The organism is Paenibacillus sanguinis 2301083 = DSM 16941 (assembly GCF_000374825.1).
GTDB lineage: Bacteria > Bacillota > Bacilli > Paenibacillales > Paenibacillaceae > Fontibacillus > Fontibacillus sanguinis.
The window spans coordinates 65,460-86,264 of record NZ_KB895376.1 but is presented as its reverse complement, the minus strand read 5'-3'; the positions used below and the strand labels follow the sequence as shown (position 1 = coordinate 86,264).

The window sequence follows — 20,805 nt, the reverse complement described above, 5'->3', positions numbered from 1 at the left end:
AAGGCGCACAGAGGGCGTTCTAGGCCGCTCCCAAATATTCGGTCGCGTACCAGTCATTTAACTGCGGCTGACTGGCCGGATCATCCACCCAGGAACGGAGCTGGCGGACGAAATCATCCACCGGCTGATGCACCTCGACGAGATAGGACAGCGTGTTCGGATGCGCCGGATAGGGCGGGGGATCGTTGAGCGGATACACGCCCGGCCCCATGCCGAAATCCTCCCGCGCCAGTACGTCGCAGATGTCTTGCACCCGGTGAGCTGACGACAAACAAAACTTGATGCCGGTACAGCTCGGTGACGCTCTCGCCGATGCGATGCTGCCTTGGCCCAGGGCGGCGGTCGTCTCCGTGCGGGCGGTGCGCAATGCCTGGTAACTCAAATCGTCCGGGACGCGGCCCTTCATGCGCTCCTGCATGCCTTCGTAATACTTGGACATCACATTCGCATCGCTGCGCACGTAACCCTCCAGGGCGCGAGCTGTTTCGATAGCATCCTTCCCGGTGGCGATGCCATCCTGAATAATGTTGCGGATGACTTCGCCCGCGCCACCTGCGGTATCCCATATCCGGTCCGACAACTTCAGGCCGTAGCTGGTACGCTCGATATGCGCCCGAACCGCCGCCTCATTGACCCGCACATACATGCGTTCCAGACCGCTTTTGGTGACGCGGGGAATGGATACCTTTTGCGTCATCAGGTCAATCGTCACCGCGCGATTGTAGCGGCTGCCGATCTCCACCGCCGCCGCGATATGGCCGTGCAGCGTCTCGGTTAGCCCGTCCCGCAGCTCGGTGATCAGATAGCGGAGCTGGCCTTCGATAGCTCCCATTAACCAATCGTCAACCATGCCGGAACCGCCTTGCCGCAACGTGTCGGCAATTTGATCGGCCATCCGCGTAAACAGCTTACGAACCTCCGGGTCTTGCCGTAGGCGCAGCTCTAGCCATGCCTGCCGAGCCTTGAGCGCTTCGGGCGCATAGGCTCCGGTGATCTGTCTGATCTGATTGATTTCGCTTCGCTTCATTCTCGCTTCGCCCCTTGACGGGTTTGTGCCTGGAACAGCTCCTTATTGCCGGTCGCCAGGGCGAAGTCGATCAAGGCGTCGCGGATGACGGTTTCGCTCTCCTTGGCGTACCAATCGGCGGCAGGCTCCAAGTCGCATTCCGGCGACCAGTATTCCTTTTGCTCCGACGGCACCCGGATGAAGTACGGCGTCCCGAAGAAGCCGCGAGGCTCGATCATGGTCACGTAGGCGAGCGATCCGACAGGCAGGCCATAGTTGAGCGTATCCGAAACAATCATGACCGGTTGCATCAGATGGTATTTCATGCTGCACCGCCTTTCTTCAGCTCTTTTTTGATCGCGTCAATCTCACCGATCCCCAGCGCCCCGTCGGACAGTCGTTCGCGTTCCACCTGATTCATGATGATGCGCTGTCGCTCGGTTTCGGCTTCAGGATCGTCGGAATCATATTCCTTCATGGTCGGGATGTAGGCCCGCAGGAACTCGGCGGCAGAATCAGCGCTCATGAACCGACCTTGAATGGCCGTGTTCAGTCCTTCCGTCAAAGCCTTGATCGTTTCGGCCAACTCCTTTTCATCGCGCGGGTCGATTTCTTCCCATTCCAAGGTTGTGGCGAACGTCTCAAATTCCTGTCCGGTTTCGGCCTTGGTCATCGCCAGCACCATCCGCGCCAAGCGCTGCCAGTTGCTTGCAAAGTCAGCTCGCTTGCGGCTGATGTTGCGAACGAAGACCGGCATTTGCTCCTGGACGCTGGACAGGCTGCTGGGCGTATGGACGCCAAGCACGAATTCCGGCGTTTCGCTTACGGCCACGATGCAATAGAAAATGAGCTTCAGCAGGGCGGCAGCGTCGCCGGTGGAGCTGCGTACTTCGATGAAGCCCGCGTCCTCGCCTTCGGTCATGATCAAAAATTCTTTGCCGTCCAGGGTGATGGTGCCGCCTTCCTGGGCGTACTTGGCCGGATCGTTGATGCCAAAGTTATTCCGAAGGAACGCGGCCACGTCCTTGAGGTTGAACTTCAGGCGCGGCGTGGAGTGCATCTTCGAGCCTTGCAACGCGTGAAGCATGACGTCGTGGTACGCCTTCAAAAACGGCTCGATGGCTTCCAGCTCGGATTGACCGAACAAGCGCGTTTCGTCCTTTTCATTGGCAAAATGCTCAATCGGGATGAAACCCAGCATATTCGGCTCTTCATGTTCGGCAGGGAAGCCAGGGATCGCATCGCCTTCCAGGCGAATCTTGCGCCGCTCCGCGCTGATCCATTGCGTGACCTTCGTATTTCGCCGGTTCCCGGATTCGTCCGTCCATTCCATATTCGATACCAGGACGTATTCTTCGACCCGGCCCGTCATCGGATTTCGATTGATGGAGTGGACTTCCTCGTTCGGGATGATGGTGTAGACCAGGCGCGATTGCATTTCAGGATACAGCGCCGCATCCGTTGTTTCGCGCCGTAGCCAGACGAAGCAATCGCCTTCCAGCAGCGCCTTTTTGTGCGTTCGGTTCATCTTGGACGTCTGGCCGGTAAAGAACTTGGTCACGACCGCCTTTGCTGCCTCGTCCTCCGAGTGGAAGGAAGGAACGCCCATAAACCCGGACTTCACATTGATGATCGGCCTGCAAAATCCTGCGCCCAGCTTGTACGGCTCGGCCTCGTTGTCATATAGGCTGCGGGCCAGGGCGTAATCGACCCGACGGCTGTCCAACTTGTAGCTGGAAAAGCCCAGGCCAACCATTGCGCTAACCCGGCGGCGCAGCTTGGAGATTTCGCCAGCAGCTTGCCGCAGCCATGTGCCTAACCCCATATTCTCAACCTCCTAAACACGCCCAGCAGCTTGTCGTCCAGGACGCCCGCACTCTTGGCAATCGTCCGGCAAGCCTCCAAGGCATCCGGGCCGTCGTCGTGTGCGCCCATGGGAAATTGTTTAAGCTGCTCCAGCAGCAGCTTATGACGTGCATCAAATTTGATATATTTGTTCTTCACATCCGGCTGAAGCGTCTGAATCCGCATGGTCTTATCCGTATGCTGGTTCACTTCCTCGATAGGGAGATACAGCCCCAGCTCGGCGGACTTCTCGGCGATCTTCTCCTTGAGGAACCACTGGAATTGGTTGGTTTCACATCCCAGCTTCGTGTAGCCACGCCCGAAACTCATGCGCAGCCAGCGTTCCTTTTCCATCGCATCGGTAATGATAGCATCCGGGTGCCGCCGCTCGATGTCGGCGTCCAGCACGTACAAATAACCGGTCTGCATATGCTTGGCAAGCGTCAGGATCGTCGAATAGTCGCTTTTTTTGCTCTTGCCCAAGGAAGGATCGATAAAGCCGAAAAACTCGAATCCGACGGTAAAGTCCACCGCCAGCGGATTGTAGAAGTCGAGCCACTCTTCGTTGAACAGGCAATCCTCCGGGTTGATCGGTTCGTTCTGTTCCTCCGAATTGAATGACGCTTCGCCCTCGACGACCTTCATGACCATGAGGTCGTAATAGGAGAGCTTGGCTTCCCACAGCACTTGCGTACCGGCCAACATTTCCTCCCGGCGGGCATCGAAATAAGCGAGAGCGTCTTGTTCCCGGCTCGTGTTGTCCAGGTCGGTTAGGATCAGTTCCCACTCGTCCCACAAGTCTTTGCGAGGGGAGAAGGAAAGGACCGCCTTGTACTTGCGCGTCTGATAGCCCGGATTGCGCAGGATGTTCGCCAGCAAGCTGTCATAATGCAGGATGGTGCCAATATAAAAAATGTCCGTGTATGTATCACCGGACTTGGACACCGCTTTGAAAAACCAGCTTGACAGCTTCTTCCGCTGCTGCGGCGTCAAGACGTTTTCATCATTTTCGATGTCATCGAGTAAGATCAGGTCAGGACGCCAGTTCTTATGTTTGCGGCCCCGAACCTTTTTCCCCGAACCGATGGCCTCGATCTTGATGCCGTTGCTGGTCAGGATCACATCGTTTCGCCAAACCTTGCCCTTGAGGTCGCCGAAGTCCTCGCGGATCGCGGCGTTTTCCTCGAATTCGTCGCGGATCAGTTCCAAGAATCCCTCGGCCTGATCGGAGCTGTCGGAGAGGATCAGCACATACCGCTTGTACTCGTATAGCGTCGCATGGGCGGCGTCTTTGAATGTGACGTTCGTTGACTTGGCATGACCACGCGGGGCGGCAATGGCTTGCTTGCTGCCCGGCTGCTGATTGACCTTCTTGGCCGCTTCGCTGTCGGTCGGGATGACGCCCTTCAGGACGCCGCGCTTCCAAAGTTCATCCAGTTCGCGGTGAAACTCCGGCGTTTCCCGGTTGAAGTAATGGCCGAAGTAGGCTTTGCCGAAATACTCCAGGTCTAGCGCTCCGAGCTTGCGCCGCAAACCCTGTTTCCCGGTCAGCGGCTTACCGTCCTGAAACTGCTTGCGCAGCTCCATACGTTCGGGAGAGTCGTCGCGATACAAATACGCCTCCATGAGCTGCCGAATGGCTTTCGTCTCCTGGAGGGCGGCGTTATCATTTTTTTTGGCAAAATCTTTAAGTATGCTCATGCGTCACCTCCGGCGGGCATGCTTCGCCACCCGGCTGCCTTACTCGGCGCTGGTTGTGGCTTGCATGTGTTCCCGGCGATCCCCGGCCCTGCCGTAACAAGGTGCCGCTTCATACCGGTGCCTGTTCTAAAACCTCGATACCAAAATCAATTTCCTTCGGCTCCCCGAACAACGTCAGCCGCACACGCGCCCGGCCTTTGCGCCGATCCACGCGGACGATCTGTCCTTCCAGGTTCTTCAGGGGGCCGCTGACAACCTTGATCCGGTCGCCGTCTTCCACCTTGGACAGCCCGATCAGCTCGCTGTCCTCGCACCATTTGAGGACGTGGGCCATTTCCTTGACCGGCACAGGAACCGGGGTTGGTCTGCCCAGGATTTCAATGACGCCATCCGGTGCGACAATTTTGTAATAGCTTTCATTATCCAGAAATGCGTAAACGAACACGTATCCCGGAAATAGCAGGCGGGAGACTTCTTTCATCTTGCCGCCTTGTCGTTCCATCAGCTTTCGCCGAGGAATCAGCGTTCGGATATGCGGCGCGGTGCGAGCGAGACGCTTCTGCACGTTCAGCTCTTCGCCGGTCAAGACGTGGAGGACGTACCAGTTCATTCGTCGTCCGCCTCCAGTCGTTCGGCTACGCGATTGGCGACTTGGATCAGCCGTTCGCACAGTTCCGGCTCGATGCCCTCCAGCTCCGCATAAACCTCTTTCTTAAATTCATCCAGCGCAACCTTCGTTTTCTCGGCCAGGTCGGCTTTGATCTTGTCCTTGTATATCTTCGTCCGGGACAAGGCAACCATTACGCGGGCGGCCTTATCCAGCGGCATATCGTCCCATTCTTCTTGCGCCTGCGCAAACTTCTTGGTCAGCTCGCCCGCCATGATCTGCAAGCCGCCTTCGGTGTAGTCCGCGTCAGGGTTTTGCTTAATCAACTGGATCAGCGCCTTGGTCTGCTCCTGGGCTTCCTGGAGCCGCTGCGTTGCCCGGCCCACCCGAAGCGCATACCGACCGATGGAGCTTTTGGAAACCTCGTAACCTTGATCAAATAAGAATTCGGAAATCTCGTAGTAGGTGTACTTCGTGTCCAGCAGCATGGCGTCCACCTGGTCCTTCAGGTGGACCGGCAGTTCATCCACCTTAGAACGCACACGCCGCTTTTTGTGCTGATCGCCCATTAGATCAACACTCCCGGATCGTCAGGCGTGGAGCCTTCCAGCAAGTCGATGCCTTCGACCGTCAGGCGGATGACGGCATCGTTTGCGTATGCGTTGTACGAATTGATCCGGTCGTTCGTGAATTCGATGTACCCTTTGCCGACCAGGTAATCCAAATGCTTGGATATGTCCGGGCTTATGATGACGCCATCGTTTACCATCACGTTGACAAGCTGGCGGCACAACAAGGAATTGTTGTGCCCTTTCGCCAGGGAACGCATGATGTATCCGCGAACCGCTTTATTGTGTTGGGCACCGCGATAAGCCTGATCATCCATTGCGGCCACCTCCGATCATACTGTCGTGTATTTTGTCGAGCTTCTTGTCCACGTTGTTCATGGTCCTGATGAAATCTTCGCGCGTGGTGTAGATGAAGGGAAGATCGGAACGAAGATCGTCCAGTTCCTTCTCCAGCGTGGAAACCCGTTGGGCATTTTCCTTGATTTGCCCCTTGATTTCGCTCATCGACGTTTTCAGGAAATACCCGATGACGCCGATCCCTAGCATGGTGATCGTCTGCATCGCCCAATTGAAATCCATCCGCTTAGCCCTCCCGCAGCTCCAGCGCCTCGGAAATCGCCGCGTTCTGCTTCAATTCCAAAACCTTCGCTTCGATTGTCGCCGTGATGTACTTGTCCAAGTCGCCCAGCGTGACCTTGAGCGCGTCAAGGTATTGCGGTTCCATCGTACGCACGATTTCTCCATAGGCTTGCTTGGCGAGGGAAGTAAGCTCTTCTTTCGATGCCTGGCCGTTCTTCACAGCGCGGCGCAGCTCCTTGGCCGTCGTCTGCTCGATGGTCTTGACCGTCTTCGTCGCCACATCATCCAGCCGAGCAACAGCCGCCTGGGCGAGCGCCCGTTGATCATCGTTTTTGATTTTGTCCGCTTCGACGGATACCTTGGCCGTCGCCTTGCGGATATAGTACAGCGCGTAGGACGACAGCAGTGTCAGCGCCGCCAGGGTCAGGTTGGCTAATATGTCTTGTGCCATTTCTTGCATGCGATCATCTCCTATTTTTGAAATAAAAAAAGCTACCGAGTGGCTTTCGCCTACTGGTAGCTTATAACAATGCGTATGATCATTTTAGACGGGGAAACCCGCAGTCTTACCCGCCTTTTTCCAACAGCGTGAAGATGTCAAGCTGGTTCTCGTCCGGTTCCGGTTCAGGCCGCAGCCCTTCGCAAATTTCCCGAATCCGGCGCTCGCTCAAATTATACTTTTTAGCGAGCTGGTGGGAATTGCTCCCCCTGTATTCCTCCCTGATCCGTTGATCCCGAATCGGCCTCAAGAAGAAGTCAGATGACGGAATATAGAGGGTGTCCCCCTTGGAATAATCCGCCAGCTTAATGAGGTTCTCCAAGCCGATCAGTTCGGCTATGGGTCGGTATCGTTCGGGAATCATAGCAGGGGTCAAATCCTTAACCCAATCCTCCAAAGGGGATTCACCTCCCTATTATAGCAGATTTGCGAAAATGTCAACTCAAACAGTGATTCCCTTTTCCTTCCTGTACTGAATGGTGATTGTTCGCCAGAAGTCGAAGCTGCCGGTCTTCGGATTCATGTGCGGATCGTAGTATTCCGCAGCTTCCTTTGCCCATTCCGGGGCGGGGATGTTCCGCTGATCCTCCAAGCTCTTGATGCGCTCGGCCTGCTTCTGGACGGTCTGCTTCAGCTCTTCCAAAACCTTTCTTTCTTCCGGTGTCATCGGTTCGTTTTCCTCCTTCGCGGCCAGTTTAGCCGATACCATATTTTTGAATGATGTCCAACCCGTCCATTTGCCGCTGTCATACATGAGGCGCGGGCAAATTTTCTTACTCCAATCGTAGTGCCTGCGAAGCCGATCCACGCCCCAGCCCCGTTCCTTGAGCATTGCCGCCACCAATTCAGCGGCATTGTCCAGCGTCTTTTGGTAATTGCCGGATTCGCATATTTCAATCCCGATGGATGTCCGGTTGCCGCTTCCCGCGCCGCTGCCGTCACCGGCATGCCAAGCGTTTTCGGCGAGCGGCAAGCATTCGATGGCTTCGCGTTCATCGACGACGATATGGAACGAAGCTGTCCGGTTGTTGCTAGGATTCGTGAGCCAGCCGCGTTCATTCGCCGCCGTGGATGACGGGTTGCCGGTGTTATGGATCGTGATGGTCGTCGGCATCATGGTAAACCCTGGCCGCCGGTTGTTCGGGGTCGTTCTAGGGATGTGATCCACGCGATAGTTCATGCTTTACCACCTCCGTTCGTGAATGTAAATCCGTACATGAGCAAGACTTGCCGATCCGTCGGGATTCCCTCGAAGAATTCGGAGTTCGCGGAAATCGGTGTGTCGCGGATTAAGCCGACCAGGCGCTTGATGTTCGCCTGGGTGACGGCGATCCCGCGAGCCTTGAGCGTCGCTTCGATGTCCTTCAGCTTCAGGACCAGCTCCAGCTTCGTCTTAATGACTGGTTCCAATGGCTTCAGCTCCTTTCGTCGGCCACGACCAGCTCGATGACCTTGTTCTGTTTGATTAGATGGGACTTGAGGGAACGGAAGGACGTCCAGCCGTCTTCGTAATAGGTGTACGTGTTCCGCTGCTCCCATTCCTTGGCCCACTTCTTGTCGATCCGGCGCATTTTCGCCAGTTCTTTCTTCGAGCGGAATTGCTTCGTTCGTGGCCGCATGAAACGCCGCCGTTCCTCGCAATCCTCCAGAAACCACTTCCCCATGATGACGCCGTTCACGTAAACCCGAAGGCGGTTCTGCATCTGACTGATGCGCTCCAAGCATATGGTGATCGGATACCCGTCGCAAACGAGTTTCACTTGTGAATAGAAGTGGGTCAACTCTTGCTCGATGTCCTTCCAGTCCTGGGCGGTAATCGCCCGCGTCGTCAGCTTCGTTTCCGTTTCTTGCATTTCGTTCCGCTCCTTTCGAGGGGCGCGTTCTCACGCGCCCATCAGATGCCAGCATTCAGATTTCAGATGCCCGGTACAAAAGCGGAGCGGAAGCCAATGCTCGTACTGGAGTAGGAGCGGGGGTCGTTCAGGTTGAGCGCGAACACCCCGGCATAAGCGCCATAGCTCCAAAAGCCGCCGCGAACCGGTAGTCGTTCGCTTTCCTCGGCGTCCATCCAAAACCAATCCGTCAGCGGTTCGTCGTCAACAGGGAATAGCCCGAGCGCTTGCACCAGGAACGGAACTTCGGCGTCGGCCTTCAGCTCGGAGAATGAGCAGCCGCCATACCCTCCGGCGGTGCCGATGGTCAGTTGAATGTCATCGTCCAATTCGGCGTATTTCAGGCTGTAACCGTCCGACGCGATGGCCGTCCATTCCTCGCTCGTTGGCGACTGATCCGGCTGCAAGGCGACATCGTTTCCGGGAATGACTTGGATTTCCCCGTCGGCCAGGCGAAGGCCGGACACCCATTCCCATACATTGCCGTTCAGGTCATATACACCTTCCGGCGTTCCGTCGTGCGACCAGGAGGCCGGGCCGCTGCCGGTCAACACCTTGCGCTGGTCGAATGTTTCGCCGCGCTCGTCTTCGTGCGCGTGATCGTTGCCCCAATTGTTATTCCCGCGCGGCAGCGTTCCGTTTTTCTTTGCCCATAGGGCGATGGCGGCCCATTCGGCGTTGCTGATCAAGTGCCAGCCCGGCCCCTTGCTTTCGCAAGCTTCCCGCGCCTGGTCGTAGTTCACGCCAACAGCGGGCTGCTGGAAGGGGAGGCTGTATGCTTTTCCGCCGACGATGACGTTCTGATACTTGCTCACCCAAATTTCCGGAACTTCCTTTCCGCCGACGACAAAAGCCGGGTGAGGGGTATCCGGTGCGCCCTCGATCACGTCCGACAAGTTGAATTTCGGGATGCGCACCATCATGCTGGGCTTGCCTGCGTTATCAAAAATCATGTCATTATTCCGTTGATTGCTCATTTTTCGTTCCTCCGTTTGTCATTTATTTTGAGAATCCGGGGCGAATCTGATGTCGATCCGCCGGGTTTCCGAATCATACTGAATCGCTTCGATCTGTCGCGCGGAAGGCTGCTTCTGCAACTGGTTGAGCAAACTTTGCAGGCTGACCGATACGCTTGAAGTTGTCATGTTTGCCGAAGGGAACTGGACAAAGCAAAGGTTCGGGTCCTTCGGCATCGCCAGCGGGACCGGATCGCTCTTCGCCTTGGCTTTGGTCTTCGTACTGGCCCAAGCCATCCGAATCACTCCTTCCCAGCGCTATTTCAGGCGCTTTTTCCACTTCCGCCAGTGGCGGGCTTGGCTTTTCTTCTTCCGATAACTCATGATGCGGATGCGCTGCCGATCCGTTCCGCGTCGTTTGTTTGTTCTGGATCGGCATAGCGTTTTGACCGCGAGTAGGGCGGTAAGGCTCTTTCTTGTGTGCATGGATTCACCCCTTTAAGGTTGATATGTAGGAGTTGCCGAAGTGTCTGCTTGTCCTGGGTGCGGCGGACGATCAGCACATGGCAATTCAGGTCCATGCTCCAGCGGATCGCCCGGCGATCCAGCCGCAGCCGGTCGCACAGCTCATACAACAAATAGCGACGCTCGGCGGTGACGTGTGCCGCTCCTGTCGAATCCGTAAAGACATCATGCTGCCGCCTCATTGCAGCAGCTCCTTGAACCGGTAATTCAGGGCCAGCGGGTCCTCGCCTTCGGCAAGCAGCATTTTCCCCAGGTATTTCTTGCCCTTCGGACTTTTCGTCTTCTCGAACAACCGGCCCGCCGTCGCTTCCGACAGCCATCCGATCAGCTCGTAAAAATATTCGCTGGTGTAAACGATAGGGAGCTGCTTGCGGTAACGGTAATCCACGATGCCATAAAATTCCCTGATCCAGTTGTCCTTTTGACTTTCCTTGCATATGTCGTCCACGACGAGCAAGTCGCAGTTGTAAATCTTCTGCCGGATTTCCTCCACCATGTACGCCTCGTCCTCGCGGCTATAGTACGCGAACCACTCCTGGAAGCTTTGTACCCAATTGAAGAAGAGCGGATGAACGCCCAGCTCGATCAGCGGGGCAACCGCCGCTGTCACCAGGTGCGTCTTCCCGCTGCCGGAGGTTCCCAGCAGGCCGAACCAGGGGACACCCTTCAAGCCCTGTCCCTTCTTGATCCGGGCGACCAGGCCATCCGAATACTCCCGCGCCAGTTCGTAGGCGGCGGCGACGCGGGGGTCCGCGCCGTCCACGACGAAGTTATCAAACGTCTTATGCAGCGCGTCCTCGCTCATGTTGGATGATTTCATGATCCGTTGAAGCTTTTTGCGCTCCACACACTCGCAGCGATACCCGACGTTGCGTTCAAGATCGAAGATGATGCCTTCGTCCCGGCACTTCGGGCAATCATAGACCGTCAAGTCTTCGACGGAAGGCTGCTTCTGCATTGGCGTCTCGCGTTCGGCCTTTGACTTGGCTGCCTGCACCCGTTCGAGCAGGGAAGGCATGATGTCCTTCAGGCTTTCCATGGGCCGCGCCTCCTTTCTGGAGATTCCGCAGGATGCCGCGCGTGTAGTTCTCTTTGATGTTCGGATACTTTTCAATGTGGATACGCAGCGCCCGAATGACCAGGGCCGGGTCATACTTGGCCCAATATTCATGTTCGCGTTGCTGGATGCCCTCCGATATTTTGCCGGTGCTGCGGGTCCAGCGTACCGTCTCCCAATATTGCGCAATGACAGCCTGCTGTTCCGGCGTATATCGATCAAGTGCGTTCGACACTTGGCCGTTCCTCCTTTCGTGTATCGTTCTGCCGCCACAAGTAGAGGCGGGAAAACAGCTCCATTTCCCGCGTCCATGTGGCTGCCGATCCGTCTTTCAGGCGATCATATAAAGCTCGGTAATCGATGACCTCGGATTTCGCTTCATCCATGCAGCCGGTTCTGCTCCCTGCGCAGAACGGCCTTCAAAGATTCGATCAACGTCCGCGCCTGGCCGAACCCAAGCCACTCCAAGCGGGCGACCCCTCCGCAATACTTTTTCGTGAACGCCTGGAGGCGCTTCGGATTGTCGGCCCATCCCAATTCACGCTCCAGGGTTCGGATTTTGTGGAGCTGTTCCGGCGTCGCCATCCCAGGACGGCGGGTTGCTTGCGCTGCCGTCTGCTTGCCAGCGAGCCGATTCATTTCCTCAATCAAGAGATTCGCCTGGAGGATCGTCAAGACGGATGTGCTGCGCTGGCCGGTGAGACGCTCGACCAGGTCGCGCAGCAATGTTTCGTCGAAACCCAATTCCCCGGCGAGCGCCCAAATCTTGCGGTTTTGATCGGGAGTCCGCTTCTCCGTTCTCGCCCGGCTCATTTCTCATACTCCAATCCGACGCCGACCTGTTCTTCCACAAATACCGATTTGCGAATGCGTTCGAGCTGTTCGGCGGTCAGACCGGAGAAGAAGCGGTCGATCAGCTCGGTGTTCTTGATCTGCCGGATCGCGTCCAGCTCTTCCTCGCATTCATCAGTGACGCCGACACTCTCCAGGACCCGCTTGTCCTTGATGTAGTCGCCCTTGAGCTTCTTCTTCACCGACTTGATGGTCGCGGCGTCCAGGCCCAACCCTTGCAGCACGCCATCGAGCGTCTGACCGTCGGTGGCGAAATCGTTCTTGAACAAAGCGATCAGCGCTTCTTTGAACCGTGCTTCGACCGCGTATTTGATTTCCTCCTTGCGAACGATCTTCGCCTTGGCCTTCTCTCCCAGGACTTCGATCAGCGCGGTGTAATCGTCAAGATCGAACTTTTCCTTTTGGGCCACGTTGAAATGTCCGTTTCTGCCGAAGATTTGCAGCCACTTCAAATTCCTGTTGTCCATGACTTCGACCGCAGCCGCTTGCAGTTCGGCCTTGATCGCATCCAGCCGTTTCGTATCTTCTTTGATCTGCTTTTCGAGGTCGATCCCCTGGTCCACCAGCTCGGCCAGGCTCGCCAGACGTTCGTTCATCATTCGGCAGGACCCCCTTGCACAGCTCTGGAAATCGCGGCATTGGAGACTTCCGCATCCATGTTGCCGATGCACTCGGCGCAAACGAAACGCCCCATATAAACAATCAATTCTTTATCGGACCCGCAGAACAAGCAGCTTCCTTCCGTGCGTTGCAGCAAGATCGAACCATCTTCGCCATCGACGACAATTTTGAACCGCTCGCCGTCCGTCAGCCCATAATCCCGGCGAAGCGCCGCCGGAAGGGTGATCGATCCGCTTTTACTGATTTTCTTGTTGAATTCCTTCATGCACATATTCCTCCTATTGTCAATTTGCAAAACCTCGTCGAACCCCCAGGGACCTTAATTCATGGAGCGTTCGAGAGCATCGGCCAGCTCACCGGCCAGTCGATCCGCCGAACAACCTTCGGGAATGATCTGCTGGTGCAGGACGTAGATCACGCCGGTTCCTTTGTCGATCCCGGCGACGGTCATGCCGTATTGATCGCGAGAAACAGCGATGTCCAGCGTCTTCCCGTCAAGATCGGGCCATTCAAAACTTGGAACGTCCTTCTTGCTGAAAACCCCATGAGGGTCTCGTTCATGTTGATTGCTCATTCAATCCCTCCTTTGGTGTAATGTCGCCCCGGAGCAAACCGGGGCTGTATTCGCCGCCGTAATAGCCATCCAGGTGCATGATCAGCGGCGTGAGGGCCGCCAAGAACCTGGGACAGCTCGGCGCGTTCTTGCGTATCTTCTTGCCATATTGCCCGCCACGCTGGACGGCGCAGAAGAAGAGGTTCCCGCTTTGGAAGCGCACCGCCACGATATGATCACAATGGGCGCATTTGGTTTCCGGCTGCGGGGCGGGCGATGCCGACGGCGGCAAGCCAGGAAACAAATCCAGTTGCTCGGTTGACATTTCGCGCACCTGCCTTTCGTCTGCCTTCTATCGCTCGGGCGAGCTGCCGATGCAAGTCTTCCGGCTCGGTCATCAGGCATTTATAGAAGAAGTCGTCCGACAGCTCCAGCGCTCGGCACGAAAGATCAGCCATGCCGATTTGTGCGGCCAACTCTGCCATTTGAAGAAGCGCCGTCGAGATACAAACCCCTTCCAGCTTTGTGAACTCGTACAGCCCGACATGCTCCAGTGTATCGGCCATTCGCTCGAAGGCTTCCGCTGACGGCTGCGAGTCGTCGCGGGCGCGTAATCGCAACGCCGCCCGCGCCAGCTCGACCTCCGATGTGATCAGCTCCATTTCAATTTTGATCATGGGTTCAACCTCCTTACAGCATCATCATGCTGCTGGCCTTATAGATCGTGTCCAGCGTGATGGTTTCGCCGCCGTCCTCGCGGTGGACGCGCAGCACGTTGTCGAGCGTTCGGGCAAGCAGACGGAAGCAGCCCGTTTTGCTGTTTGTTCCGCGAGCGACCATTTCTTCCAGGGCGTCCGGTTCAAACGGAAATCCGTCCAGATAGTCGCGAACTTCCTTGTCCGTCAGCCCGATAAGCGCCGTCCGGGCATCCACCCGGTTCGCAAAGCGCTCCAGGTATCCTTTGATTAACGATTCCAACTTCGGTTCCCCGGCGATCACCAGCCCGACGCGGGCGTCGCCGTAGATGGAGCGAAGAATTTCCATCTTCTTTTGGGTGTACTTATTGATCAACTTGTCGGCCTCGTCCACGATGAGCAGATACCCCTTGTTAACCTCGAAAAATTGAATGATTCCCTGTTTCTTGCGGTAGATGCTGCCGGATGCGGACGGGATGCCGAGCGCCGCTTCGATGGCGTCGATCAGGTCCTTGCAACCCATGCTGTCATCGCATTCGATGTACGCCACGCGCTGCATCTTCGCGTAATGCTTGAGCGTGTGGCTCTTCCCGTAACCGGTGCGACCGGTGACAATGCCCAGCTTGCTGTGATCCTGGCATTCGGCACAAAGACCGAGGATGTCGCGGGCATCCCGACCGGCGAAGAACTTCGGTGCGGTCGCCGGGATCGCGGAGATTTCGCCGACTTGATCATGCTCGTTGAGAAACTTCAGGACAGCCGGTTCGATCTTGGTGTTCTCGGCGTCGTACTTGCCCGAGAGATACCGGGACAAGGCCGGTCTGGATACGCCCATGATTCGAGCCATTTCCGTAATCGTGCTGCCCGTCCGATTCATGTATTCATTTGCCCGAGTGACAAGGTCCGTTTTGATCGTATAAAGTTTCGTCGCTTCCATTGCCATGAATAAATCCCTCCGTTAGCCGAGTTCCTTCAGCTTAGCCAAAGCAGCCTCGGCGCGTTTTTGGTAATAATCGTTTTCCACAGCAGCGGGCCGAGCGGCCTTTTTGCTGCGAACGTCTTCCTTATATTGCTTGTCCTGCGGCAGCGCCACGACCTTGGGCGCTTTGCCTTTTGCTGGTTGTCCAATGAACACGCCTGCCATGTTGTCCTCGGCGGCGATGTGCTGTCCGATCCGCTCTTCCAGTGGCGTGGTCAGCTCCTTCAAGCGCTGTCTGTCCGCCTTGAGCTGCTGATTCTGCGCCCGCTTGTGTTCCTCCAGCGCCTTTTGCGGCGCACGCGGGGCGATCTGAAGCAACTCCTGGCTTTCAGCCTCGCAAATCTTAGCACCGGTGATCCGGTCATATACATGAAGCCGAGTGACGTCGTTCGCGTCCCACTTGATGTTGACATAGTCGTCGATGTAGGCGTCCAGCTCGGGGGCGCGGTACTCGAATCCGAATCGGCGAATGCCGACCTGGTAAACGCGAACCCGCTCTTCTGCCTGCATTAGCCAAGTGGCGGCGACCGATCTTGGCGGAACCGCCTTGAAGTAGCGCTCGGCGTTTTGGAATACTTCCAGCGGCGTATGCCACTGTTCACCTTGTTCCTTGAGGCCACGGTGCTTCCGGGCGTGATACTCTTCGTCACGCCATTTGCGCCATAGGGCGCAAAGCTCGTCCATCGTGATCAGCTCGCCGCGCTCCAGCATGCCCGGAATGTCCTTCTTGATCTTGCTGGATGTACGCGATCCGGTCAGCGTTCCCGTATAGCTAAGCAACCACTTCTCGAACCGGTTGATCAGCGTCAGGAAGAATCGTTCAATCGCCGCCTTGCCCCAAGGCTGGTATGGCAGCGAACGGAAATCGTCCTGGATGCCGATAGACCGATAGAAGCCGATGGCTTCGCTGTCTAAGCTCATTCGTTCGCTCCGTTTGCGGCCCGTCAGTGTTTCGGCGGTGAAATCCTTGCCGTTGTCGATCTTGATCCATTGTGGAACGCCGCCGACTTCGTTATAGATCATGTTAAGCATCGATTGCTTGATGACCTGGGCGCTCGGCGTGTGACAAAGGATGTCGCCGACGATGCAGCGGCTTCGCGTGTCGATCCACCCGACCAGGATCGGCTTGATCGCGGTCTTCTTGCCGTTCGGGTAGGTGTATTCAACCCACACGTCGAAGGTGTGACCGTCGCCCTGAACCAATCCCATGACCGGCACCGACGTCATATCTTGTAGCGCCTTGCGCAGCTTCTTGTTCCGATACATCCTTTCGCCCTTTTCGGCGAGGTAATGCGCGTTCTTATAGCGCTTGACTTCCATCAAGTAACCTATGTAACGCGCCACCGTCGGATAGGATGGATAGTCCCAACTGTTGGCCGATGCGACTTGTTGCAGCTTGGTGTAAAGCATGTCGATGGTTCCTTGGTTCTCCGCGAATCGCTTGTCGAACCACAGATTTTCGATCCAGGCTTTCATCGGCTCGGAAAGCGACGGGAACGTGTAGGTTTCCTTCGGCTTCCGGCACAATGCCAGCACTTTCAAATAATCGTAATTCTTGCCGTCCTGCTTCCCGAGCTTCAGCGCCCAGGCGCTCGCTTCGAGATACGCTTGCGAATGTCGGTATAGCGTCCGCTGGCTCATGCCGAGCTGGGCGGCAAACTCTTCCGCGAAGCCCGTCCGGTCGCGGTCGGCATAGTTCAAAAATTCCTGAATGTGCTTCGCCAGCTCGACCGCTTCGTAATACCGCTTCCCGAATTTCTTGATGTATTCATCCAGGTCGGCGTCGATGTACCAAGGCACATCGTCCGAATTGGTGCGTTCTTCGATCACGACTTCATCCCCTCCCTCGATGTTCTGCGCTTCCTTGTAGGCTCTCCGAGCCTTCTTTGAGAGGGAAGATAGAGCAACTAGAATCCGAGGCTTGCCGCCACTTGAAACCGGCTCTTTTCTCACATTGAATAGAGCTGGGTTTCGTTGAACCTTCTTCTTGATCGCTTCATAACTGATGCCTTCGTAACCGGCAGCGTCTTCTAATGAGACAAACACGTCCGTCAAGCGGCTTCCCCTCCTTTCCATTCCATCACCCGCATGGTACAATAAGGGGGAATAGCTTTTTGCTATTCTCGGGACTAGGAGCGGTTACTCTTGCTGGAGGAGCGCTCCTTTTTTGTTGCCTTCTTCTCCCTGTACTTCCCTTATTGCATCTGCTCGCTTTCATGCGGACACCTTCAAGCTTTCCAAATCCAAGTCCAGTACCCTGGCTATTTTCGGGAGGTAGTTTCTCCCCGAACGAGCGCCAAACAAAATAGAATTCAAATATTGCTCGCTTGTTCCGATTTTTTGGGCTAATTGCCGGTGTGTTATTCCAACTTCGATCAGGCGTTTTTTAACTACTTTGCCGACCGGAGTCAGTTCGCGTTTCTTTCTCATGGCGTTTACCCCCTTCAGTAACATTGGCGGCCCCTTCCTTCAAAGTATCGAAGTGATTCTCCCATTCCGCCAAATGGTTCTCCATGCTTTTCAAATACGATAATTTCCCATTCACCCGAGCAAGGAACCGTTTCAGTTCTTCCTCCAGTTCCTCCTTTTCGGCGCGAACCTCTTGCAGCAGCCGTCTATTTGTTTCATTAAGAGATTCAATCATGATGTCTGCTGTTTCAGGAGCGAATTCCTCGACTTGCTCAACGAAAGATGATATTTGAGCAAATCCCTTCTTATACAAATGCGTCCATTGGTTTTGCGACAATTGCGATCACCTCCTGCTTGCACGTAGTTGATTGAATCGATATTGCTATTCACTTTTCAAAGAGCATACGGCCTACCGTTGTGCAAGACGGCGGCTATTTTGTTGCGCCTGTTGTGGGTTCATGATGTGTGGTAAAATTTGAATTGGTGTAGTTCTAAAGCATGCTTTAATTATATACCACACGTTCGTGTGGAGTCAACAAAGAAAACACACTTTTATGGGGTATTTATTTTGATAAAACACATTTTCGTGGGGTGATTAAATGTCAGAGACGTTTGGAGATCGTTTGAAGGAAGCGCTAAAACGTGCAGGGCATACTCAAAACAGTGCCAGGGAAGTGCTTGGCTTGTCCAAAAATGCAGTGAACAATTACGCTAGGGGCAGGATACCCGATGCAACTATTCTGCTCCGTCTGTCACAATTGTGTGGTGTGTCTATGGAATGGCTTCTCACGGGTGTCGAAAGGGAAGTGGAGAAGGAGAAAGTGGAGAACAGGGGATTTGACATAAGTCCTGAAGAATACGAACTAATCCTTAAGCTGCGATCATTGGACGTAGACAATCAAGAGGAGGCAATCGAAATTATTGAGCGTAAATATGCTCGTTTGGGCAAAGACGCCCAGAACAGCAGAAAGCGGATGTCATCGAACTCGCAACCTGGCGCGGAAGACGAACTGTCCGCCGGGATCAGTGACGTGAGTTAATTTTTATGTCCTAAATGATTTAGTTTTATATCATTTTTTTGGCGATTTCAACCTAATTGCTAGTGATTTATAACTGACCTGGGTTGGCGATATTTTTATCGCAAACAATGACGATTTATAGTAAAATTATGGTATGTTAATTCGCTGCGTGAGAGGAGGTATATCCGGATGTTGTTGATTCTCTTGTTCATCCTGCTGGTCATCGTCATCATATTTCGCAAGGAAATTAAAAACATGATTGCATATGGCATTCTTGCCATACTGGCATTCGGTTTGTGGCAAGTAGCGTGGTGGGGAGCCTTGATAGTCGTCGCGCTCTTTGTTGTCCCATTCATTGGAGGATTTTTGTTGGAGCATTTCAAGGGGCGCAAACAGGCTGCGAAATGATCGTTTTTTTGCAGAATTGTGTCCCTTTGAAAACAGCTGGTTTTAAGAGGTCTCAAAATGCCTGAAACCCGCGCCATTGCTGCAATGGGACCAATTCTGCACCGATTAAACGATTTGTCCCATTCAATTCTGCACTTTTTTCGTTGTTTTCATGATTAAACGTTATTATAATCGACGATGATTCAACCAAGAAAAGCCTGTGCCATCGCGGTTTCCGAGATTTCCGAAGTTTTTAGTAACGAGCTTTAACGCTTAATAACGCAACGTTCTAACGCTTCGCTTCTTTTGCTCGGAATCTCCATCGACTCAAATATCATTCCAAAAACACGAAACGCCCGTTTTTCCTTATATACCAAGGGTTTCGGGCGTTTTTTCTATCATTTTCACTCTATTAAGTTTCTTTTTTGTCATTCTCAAGATACTTGTCACGCTAACCTCGCTCCATCCCACCTAAACCCGCATGAAATCAGGCATTCCCGGCATTTCCCGCTTCGTTTTTTGGGTGTCCCTCTTTGTCAGTTATTCTGATAACGTACATTTACCAATGCGTTGGAGGGTATTCGACTAGCTATTTCGCTTTACCCGGATTATGTAGATTTGCACTTTTACGAGGGTGTCATTTTACATGGACAGCGGAGGTATGCCGAGGCCATTGAAGTATTTAAGACCTGTCTGGAGATGGGGGAGCGCTGTAGTATTCATTTGAGCAAAGTTGGTGTAGGAAGCTATTATTCCGAGTTTTTTACAGGATTGTGTTACGAGGAGCTTGGAGCCGTGAGATTGGCTGAAGCCGCCTTTCTGCGTGCGCTTAAGACTTACCCGGAATTTACAGAAGCCAAGGCCAGACTTGAGCATATTGGATATGCAGGAAGAGGTGAACGGTCATGAGTCAACCGGGAATGCCAAATATCACGCCTGTCATATCCGTTGATGTCGATCAAACCATCGTGATGCTGCTATCCTCTATTGCTATGGAGGAGATGGCATTGGCTCATCTGGTAAATTCGGGTGCAGAGCAAGTGCAGTATGTGCTTGGTACTTTGGAGAACGGATTGGATTTGCCTGCTGCGCCTACGGTGGAACAATTGATGACTTTGCAGCGTTCTATGAGTAGTACCATGCAGGGTGTTATCTTGAAAGAAATGATGCTGCTGATGAAGTTGGGGCAAGTTGTCGAAATGGACCGGGAACGGCAAGAGCGTCAGCAAGAATAAGAGTGAGAATGTAATTGATAAAAATTCAAGAGGGACGTAGTCCGTGCAGCAGAATATATTTGCTTGCTCTATTGTCCTGAATAGGGTTACTAAAGTCAGGAGAGTTCCTAGAGAGAATTAAGGAGGATAATGTATGTCTCAAGCAAATTTTCCCAATATTACTCCATCCGTAACACTAACGAGAGAAGATGCCATCAACTTGCTGTTATCATCGATGGCCATGGAGGAATTGGGATTAAGCCATATTATTAACGCTGAAGGTGAGAAGCTGCAATATGTGCTGGGAACGTTGCCTGGCTTGTCAGGCCCGGCGCCAACCATCAGTGATTTGCTATCAATTAATAATAGTGTAAGAAATACATTGCAGGAAGTTACGAAAAAGGAATGGCTATTACAAAGCAGAATGGACAATATCTTAACTCTGCCGATCTCGGTTGGACCTACCGGGCCTGCAGGTCCAACGGGTCCAACGGGGCCATTAACTCCTGGGGAACCACTGTTTAATGTATTTGGTACTACAGGCTCCGCCACGGTGGGGGCAGGAGAGAATTTGAACTTCTTATCCAACACATTGGATATTACAGTAACGGAAGGTTCTGCTAACGTACAAATTGAAAATACAATGTCTGCTACCGGTCCAACAGGCGCTACTGGTCCAGCAGGCCCGACCGGCCCAACTGGCCCAGCGGGAGCAGATGGAGCGACCGGTCCAGCAGGCCCAGCAGGAGCAACCGGCCCAGCGGGCCCAGCAGGAGCAACCGGCCCAGCAGGCCCAGCAGGAGCAACCGGCCCAGCGGGAGCAGATGGAGCGACCGGTCC

Annotated in this window: 33 protein-coding genes; 5 read left to right on the top strand and 28 right to left on the bottom strand. The window is 54.4% G+C overall.

Annotated elements, in window-relative coordinates:
- Window positions 1-19: 19 nt before the first annotated feature.
- The 28 genes from C557_RS0100475 to C557_RS22735 all read right to left on the bottom strand — a co-directional run bounded on the left by C557_RS0100475 (window position 20) and on the right by C557_RS22735 (window position 17,682).
- Window positions 20-1,027, bottom strand: a complete 1,008-nt coding sequence (locus tag C557_RS0100475) for a hypothetical protein (RefSeq protein ID WP_018749845.1) — start codon at window positions 1,025-1,027, stop codon at window positions 20-22.
- Window positions 1,024-1,332, bottom strand: a complete 309-nt coding sequence (locus C557_RS0100470; protein WP_018749844.1) for a hypothetical protein — start codon at window positions 1,330-1,332, stop codon at window positions 1,024-1,026. The genes C557_RS0100475 and C557_RS0100470 overlap by 4 nt, the downstream gene beginning before the upstream one ends.
- Window positions 1,329-2,831 carry a phage portal protein gene (locus C557_RS0100465; protein ID WP_018749843.1) on the bottom strand — a complete coding sequence of 501 codons (1,503 nt, stop codon included), beginning with the start codon at window positions 2,829-2,831 and terminating at the stop codon, window positions 1,329-1,331. Before C557_RS0100465 ends, C557_RS0100470 begins: the two co-directional genes overlap by 4 nt.
- Entirely contained in the window at window positions 2,822-4,552 is a 1,731-nt protein-coding gene (terL, locus tag C557_RS0100460; protein WP_018749842.1) for a phage terminase large subunit, read from the bottom strand. Before terL ends, C557_RS0100465 begins: the two co-directional genes overlap by 10 nt.
- Window positions 4,553-4,661: 109 nt before the next feature.
- On the bottom strand, window positions 4,662-5,162 hold the full coding sequence (loaP, locus tag C557_RS0100455) for an antiterminator LoaP (protein WP_018749841.1): 501 nt from the start codon (window positions 5,160-5,162) through the stop codon (window positions 4,662-4,664).
- A complete protein-coding gene (locus C557_RS0100450; RefSeq protein ID WP_018749840.1) occupies window positions 5,159-5,728 on the bottom strand; it encodes a phage protein Gp27 family protein in 570 nt (189 codons plus the stop codon). The genes loaP and C557_RS0100450 overlap by 4 nt, the downstream gene beginning before the upstream one ends.
- Window positions 5,728-6,045, bottom strand: coding sequence for a hypothetical protein (locus tag C557_RS0100445; RefSeq protein ID WP_018749839.1), 318 nt, complete (start codon window positions 6,043-6,045; stop codon window positions 5,728-5,730). The genes C557_RS0100450 and C557_RS0100445 overlap by 1 nt, the downstream gene beginning before the upstream one ends.
- Complete coding sequence (locus tag C557_RS0100440; protein WP_018749838.1) at window positions 6,038-6,307, bottom strand: hypothetical protein; 270 nt, start codon at window positions 6,305-6,307, stop codon at window positions 6,038-6,040. Before C557_RS0100440 ends, C557_RS0100445 begins: the two co-directional genes overlap by 8 nt.
- 4 nt (window positions 6,308-6,311) lie before the next feature.
- Complete coding sequence (locus tag C557_RS0100435; protein WP_018749837.1) at window positions 6,312-6,767, bottom strand: hypothetical protein; 456 nt, start codon at window positions 6,765-6,767, stop codon at window positions 6,312-6,314.
- Between the two features lie 106 nt (window positions 6,768-6,873).
- Window positions 6,874-7,203, bottom strand: coding sequence for a Mor transcription activator family protein (locus tag C557_RS0100430; protein WP_018749836.1), 330 nt, complete (start codon window positions 7,201-7,203; stop codon window positions 6,874-6,876).
- A 45-nt stretch (window positions 7,204-7,248) separates the two neighbouring features.
- Complete coding sequence (locus C557_RS0100425; RefSeq protein WP_240472892.1) at window positions 7,249-7,974, bottom strand: peptidoglycan recognition protein family protein; 726 nt, start codon at window positions 7,972-7,974, stop codon at window positions 7,249-7,251.
- A gap of 8 nt (window positions 7,975-7,982) precedes the next feature.
- Window positions 7,983-8,216, bottom strand: coding sequence for a hypothetical protein (locus tag C557_RS0100420; protein WP_018749834.1), 234 nt, complete (start codon window positions 8,214-8,216; stop codon window positions 7,983-7,985).
- 5 nt (window positions 8,217-8,221) lie between these two features.
- Window positions 8,222-8,659 carry a hypothetical protein gene (locus C557_RS0100415; protein ID WP_018749833.1) on the bottom strand — a complete coding sequence of 146 codons (438 nt, stop codon included), beginning with the start codon at window positions 8,657-8,659 and terminating at the stop codon, window positions 8,222-8,224.
- A 62-nt stretch (window positions 8,660-8,721) separates the two neighbouring features.
- A complete protein-coding gene (locus C557_RS0100410) occupies window positions 8,722-9,675 on the bottom strand; it encodes an SUMF1/EgtB/PvdO family nonheme iron enzyme (protein WP_018749832.1) in 954 nt (317 codons plus the stop codon).
- An 18-nt stretch (window positions 9,676-9,693) separates the two neighbouring features.
- On the bottom strand, window positions 9,694-9,951 hold the full coding sequence (locus tag C557_RS0100405; protein WP_018749831.1) for a hypothetical protein: 258 nt from the start codon (window positions 9,949-9,951) through the stop codon (window positions 9,694-9,696).
- Between the two features lie 83 nt (window positions 9,952-10,034).
- Window positions 10,035-10,361 (bottom strand): hypothetical protein, encoded by a 327-nt coding sequence (locus C557_RS24000; protein ID WP_018749830.1) that lies wholly within the window; start codon window positions 10,359-10,361, stop codon window positions 10,035-10,037.
- Entirely contained in the window at window positions 10,358-11,137 is a 780-nt protein-coding gene (locus C557_RS0100395) for a DnaA ATPase domain-containing protein (protein ID WP_240472908.1), read from the bottom strand. The genes C557_RS24000 and C557_RS0100395 overlap by 4 nt, the downstream gene beginning before the upstream one ends.
- Window positions 11,097-11,471 carry a hypothetical protein gene (locus C557_RS24765; protein ID WP_154656094.1) on the bottom strand — a complete coding sequence of 125 codons (375 nt, stop codon included), beginning with the start codon at window positions 11,469-11,471 and terminating at the stop codon, window positions 11,097-11,099. Before C557_RS24765 ends, C557_RS0100395 begins: the two co-directional genes overlap by 41 nt.
- Window positions 11,455-11,622 carry a hypothetical protein gene (locus tag C557_RS25120; protein ID WP_018749828.1) on the bottom strand — a complete coding sequence of 56 codons (168 nt, stop codon included), beginning with the start codon at window positions 11,620-11,622 and terminating at the stop codon, window positions 11,455-11,457. The genes C557_RS24765 and C557_RS25120 overlap by 17 nt, the downstream gene beginning before the upstream one ends.
- Window positions 11,615-12,049, bottom strand: coding sequence for a regulatory protein GemA (locus tag C557_RS0100385; RefSeq protein WP_018749827.1), 435 nt, complete (start codon window positions 12,047-12,049; stop codon window positions 11,615-11,617). Before C557_RS0100385 ends, C557_RS25120 begins: the two co-directional genes overlap by 8 nt.
- A complete protein-coding gene (locus tag C557_RS0100380) occupies window positions 12,046-12,687 on the bottom strand; it encodes a hypothetical protein (protein WP_018749826.1) in 642 nt (213 codons plus the stop codon). The genes C557_RS0100385 and C557_RS0100380 overlap by 4 nt, the downstream gene beginning before the upstream one ends.
- The gene (locus C557_RS0100375; protein WP_018749825.1) at window positions 12,684-12,974 is read right to left on the bottom strand and encodes an AbrB/MazE/SpoVT family DNA-binding domain-containing protein; all 291 of its coding nucleotides are present in this window, start codon (window positions 12,972-12,974) and stop codon (window positions 12,684-12,686) included. Before C557_RS0100375 ends, C557_RS0100380 begins: the two co-directional genes overlap by 4 nt.
- Before the next feature lie 54 nt (window positions 12,975-13,028).
- Window positions 13,029-13,283 carry a hypothetical protein gene (locus C557_RS0100370; protein ID WP_018749824.1) on the bottom strand — a complete coding sequence of 85 codons (255 nt, stop codon included), beginning with the start codon at window positions 13,281-13,283 and terminating at the stop codon, window positions 13,029-13,031.
- 215 nt (window positions 13,284-13,498) lie between these two features.
- Window positions 13,499-13,939, bottom strand: a complete 441-nt coding sequence (locus tag C557_RS0100365) for a hypothetical protein (protein WP_018749823.1) — start codon at window positions 13,937-13,939, stop codon at window positions 13,499-13,501.
- A 13-nt stretch (window positions 13,940-13,952) separates the two neighbouring features.
- Window positions 13,953-14,900, bottom strand: coding sequence for an ATPase (locus tag C557_RS0100360; RefSeq protein ID WP_018749822.1), 948 nt, complete (start codon window positions 14,898-14,900; stop codon window positions 13,953-13,955).
- Between the two features lie 15 nt (window positions 14,901-14,915).
- The gene (locus C557_RS0100355) at window positions 14,916-16,982 is read right to left on the bottom strand and encodes a Mu transposase C-terminal domain-containing protein (protein ID WP_240472907.1); all 2,067 of its coding nucleotides are present in this window, start codon (window positions 16,980-16,982) and stop codon (window positions 14,916-14,918) included.
- A 168-nt stretch (window positions 16,983-17,150) separates the two neighbouring features.
- Window positions 17,151-17,366 (bottom strand): helix-turn-helix domain-containing protein, encoded by a 216-nt coding sequence (locus tag C557_RS24310; RefSeq protein ID WP_083930057.1) that lies wholly within the window; start codon window positions 17,364-17,366, stop codon window positions 17,151-17,153.
- Window positions 17,323-17,682: a hypothetical protein gene (locus C557_RS22735; RefSeq protein WP_018749820.1), complete on the bottom strand. Its 360-nt coding sequence runs from the start codon at window positions 17,680-17,682 to the stop codon at window positions 17,323-17,325. The genes C557_RS24310 and C557_RS22735 overlap by 44 nt, the downstream gene beginning before the upstream one ends.
- Window positions 17,683-17,944: 262 nt before the next feature.
- Here C557_RS22735 and C557_RS23995 point away from each other — a divergent pair, with 262 nt between their 5' ends.
- From C557_RS23995 to C557_RS25535, 5 genes are all read left to right on the top strand, one after another.
- Window positions 17,945-18,385: a helix-turn-helix transcriptional regulator gene (locus C557_RS23995; RefSeq protein ID WP_018749819.1), complete on the top strand. Its 441-nt coding sequence runs from the start codon at window positions 17,945-17,947 to the stop codon at window positions 18,383-18,385.
- A gap of 168 nt (window positions 18,386-18,553) precedes the next feature.
- Complete coding sequence (locus C557_RS0100340) at window positions 18,554-18,772, top strand: hypothetical protein (protein WP_018749818.1); 219 nt, start codon at window positions 18,554-18,556, stop codon at window positions 18,770-18,772.
- A gap of 549 nt (window positions 18,773-19,321) precedes the next feature.
- Window positions 19,322-19,660 (top strand): tetratricopeptide repeat protein, encoded by a 339-nt coding sequence (locus C557_RS0100335; RefSeq protein WP_154656092.1) that lies wholly within the window; start codon window positions 19,322-19,324, stop codon window positions 19,658-19,660.
- Complete coding sequence (locus tag C557_RS0100330) at window positions 19,657-19,986, top strand: alpha-helical endospore appendage domain-containing protein (protein WP_018749816.1); 330 nt, start codon at window positions 19,657-19,659, stop codon at window positions 19,984-19,986. The genes C557_RS0100335 and C557_RS0100330 overlap by 4 nt, the downstream gene beginning before the upstream one ends.
- Before the next feature lie 133 nt (window positions 19,987-20,119).
- A partial coding sequence (locus C557_RS25535; protein WP_040676275.1) for an alpha-helical endospore appendage domain-containing protein occupies window positions 20,120-20,805 on the top strand: 686 nt, incomplete at its 3' end.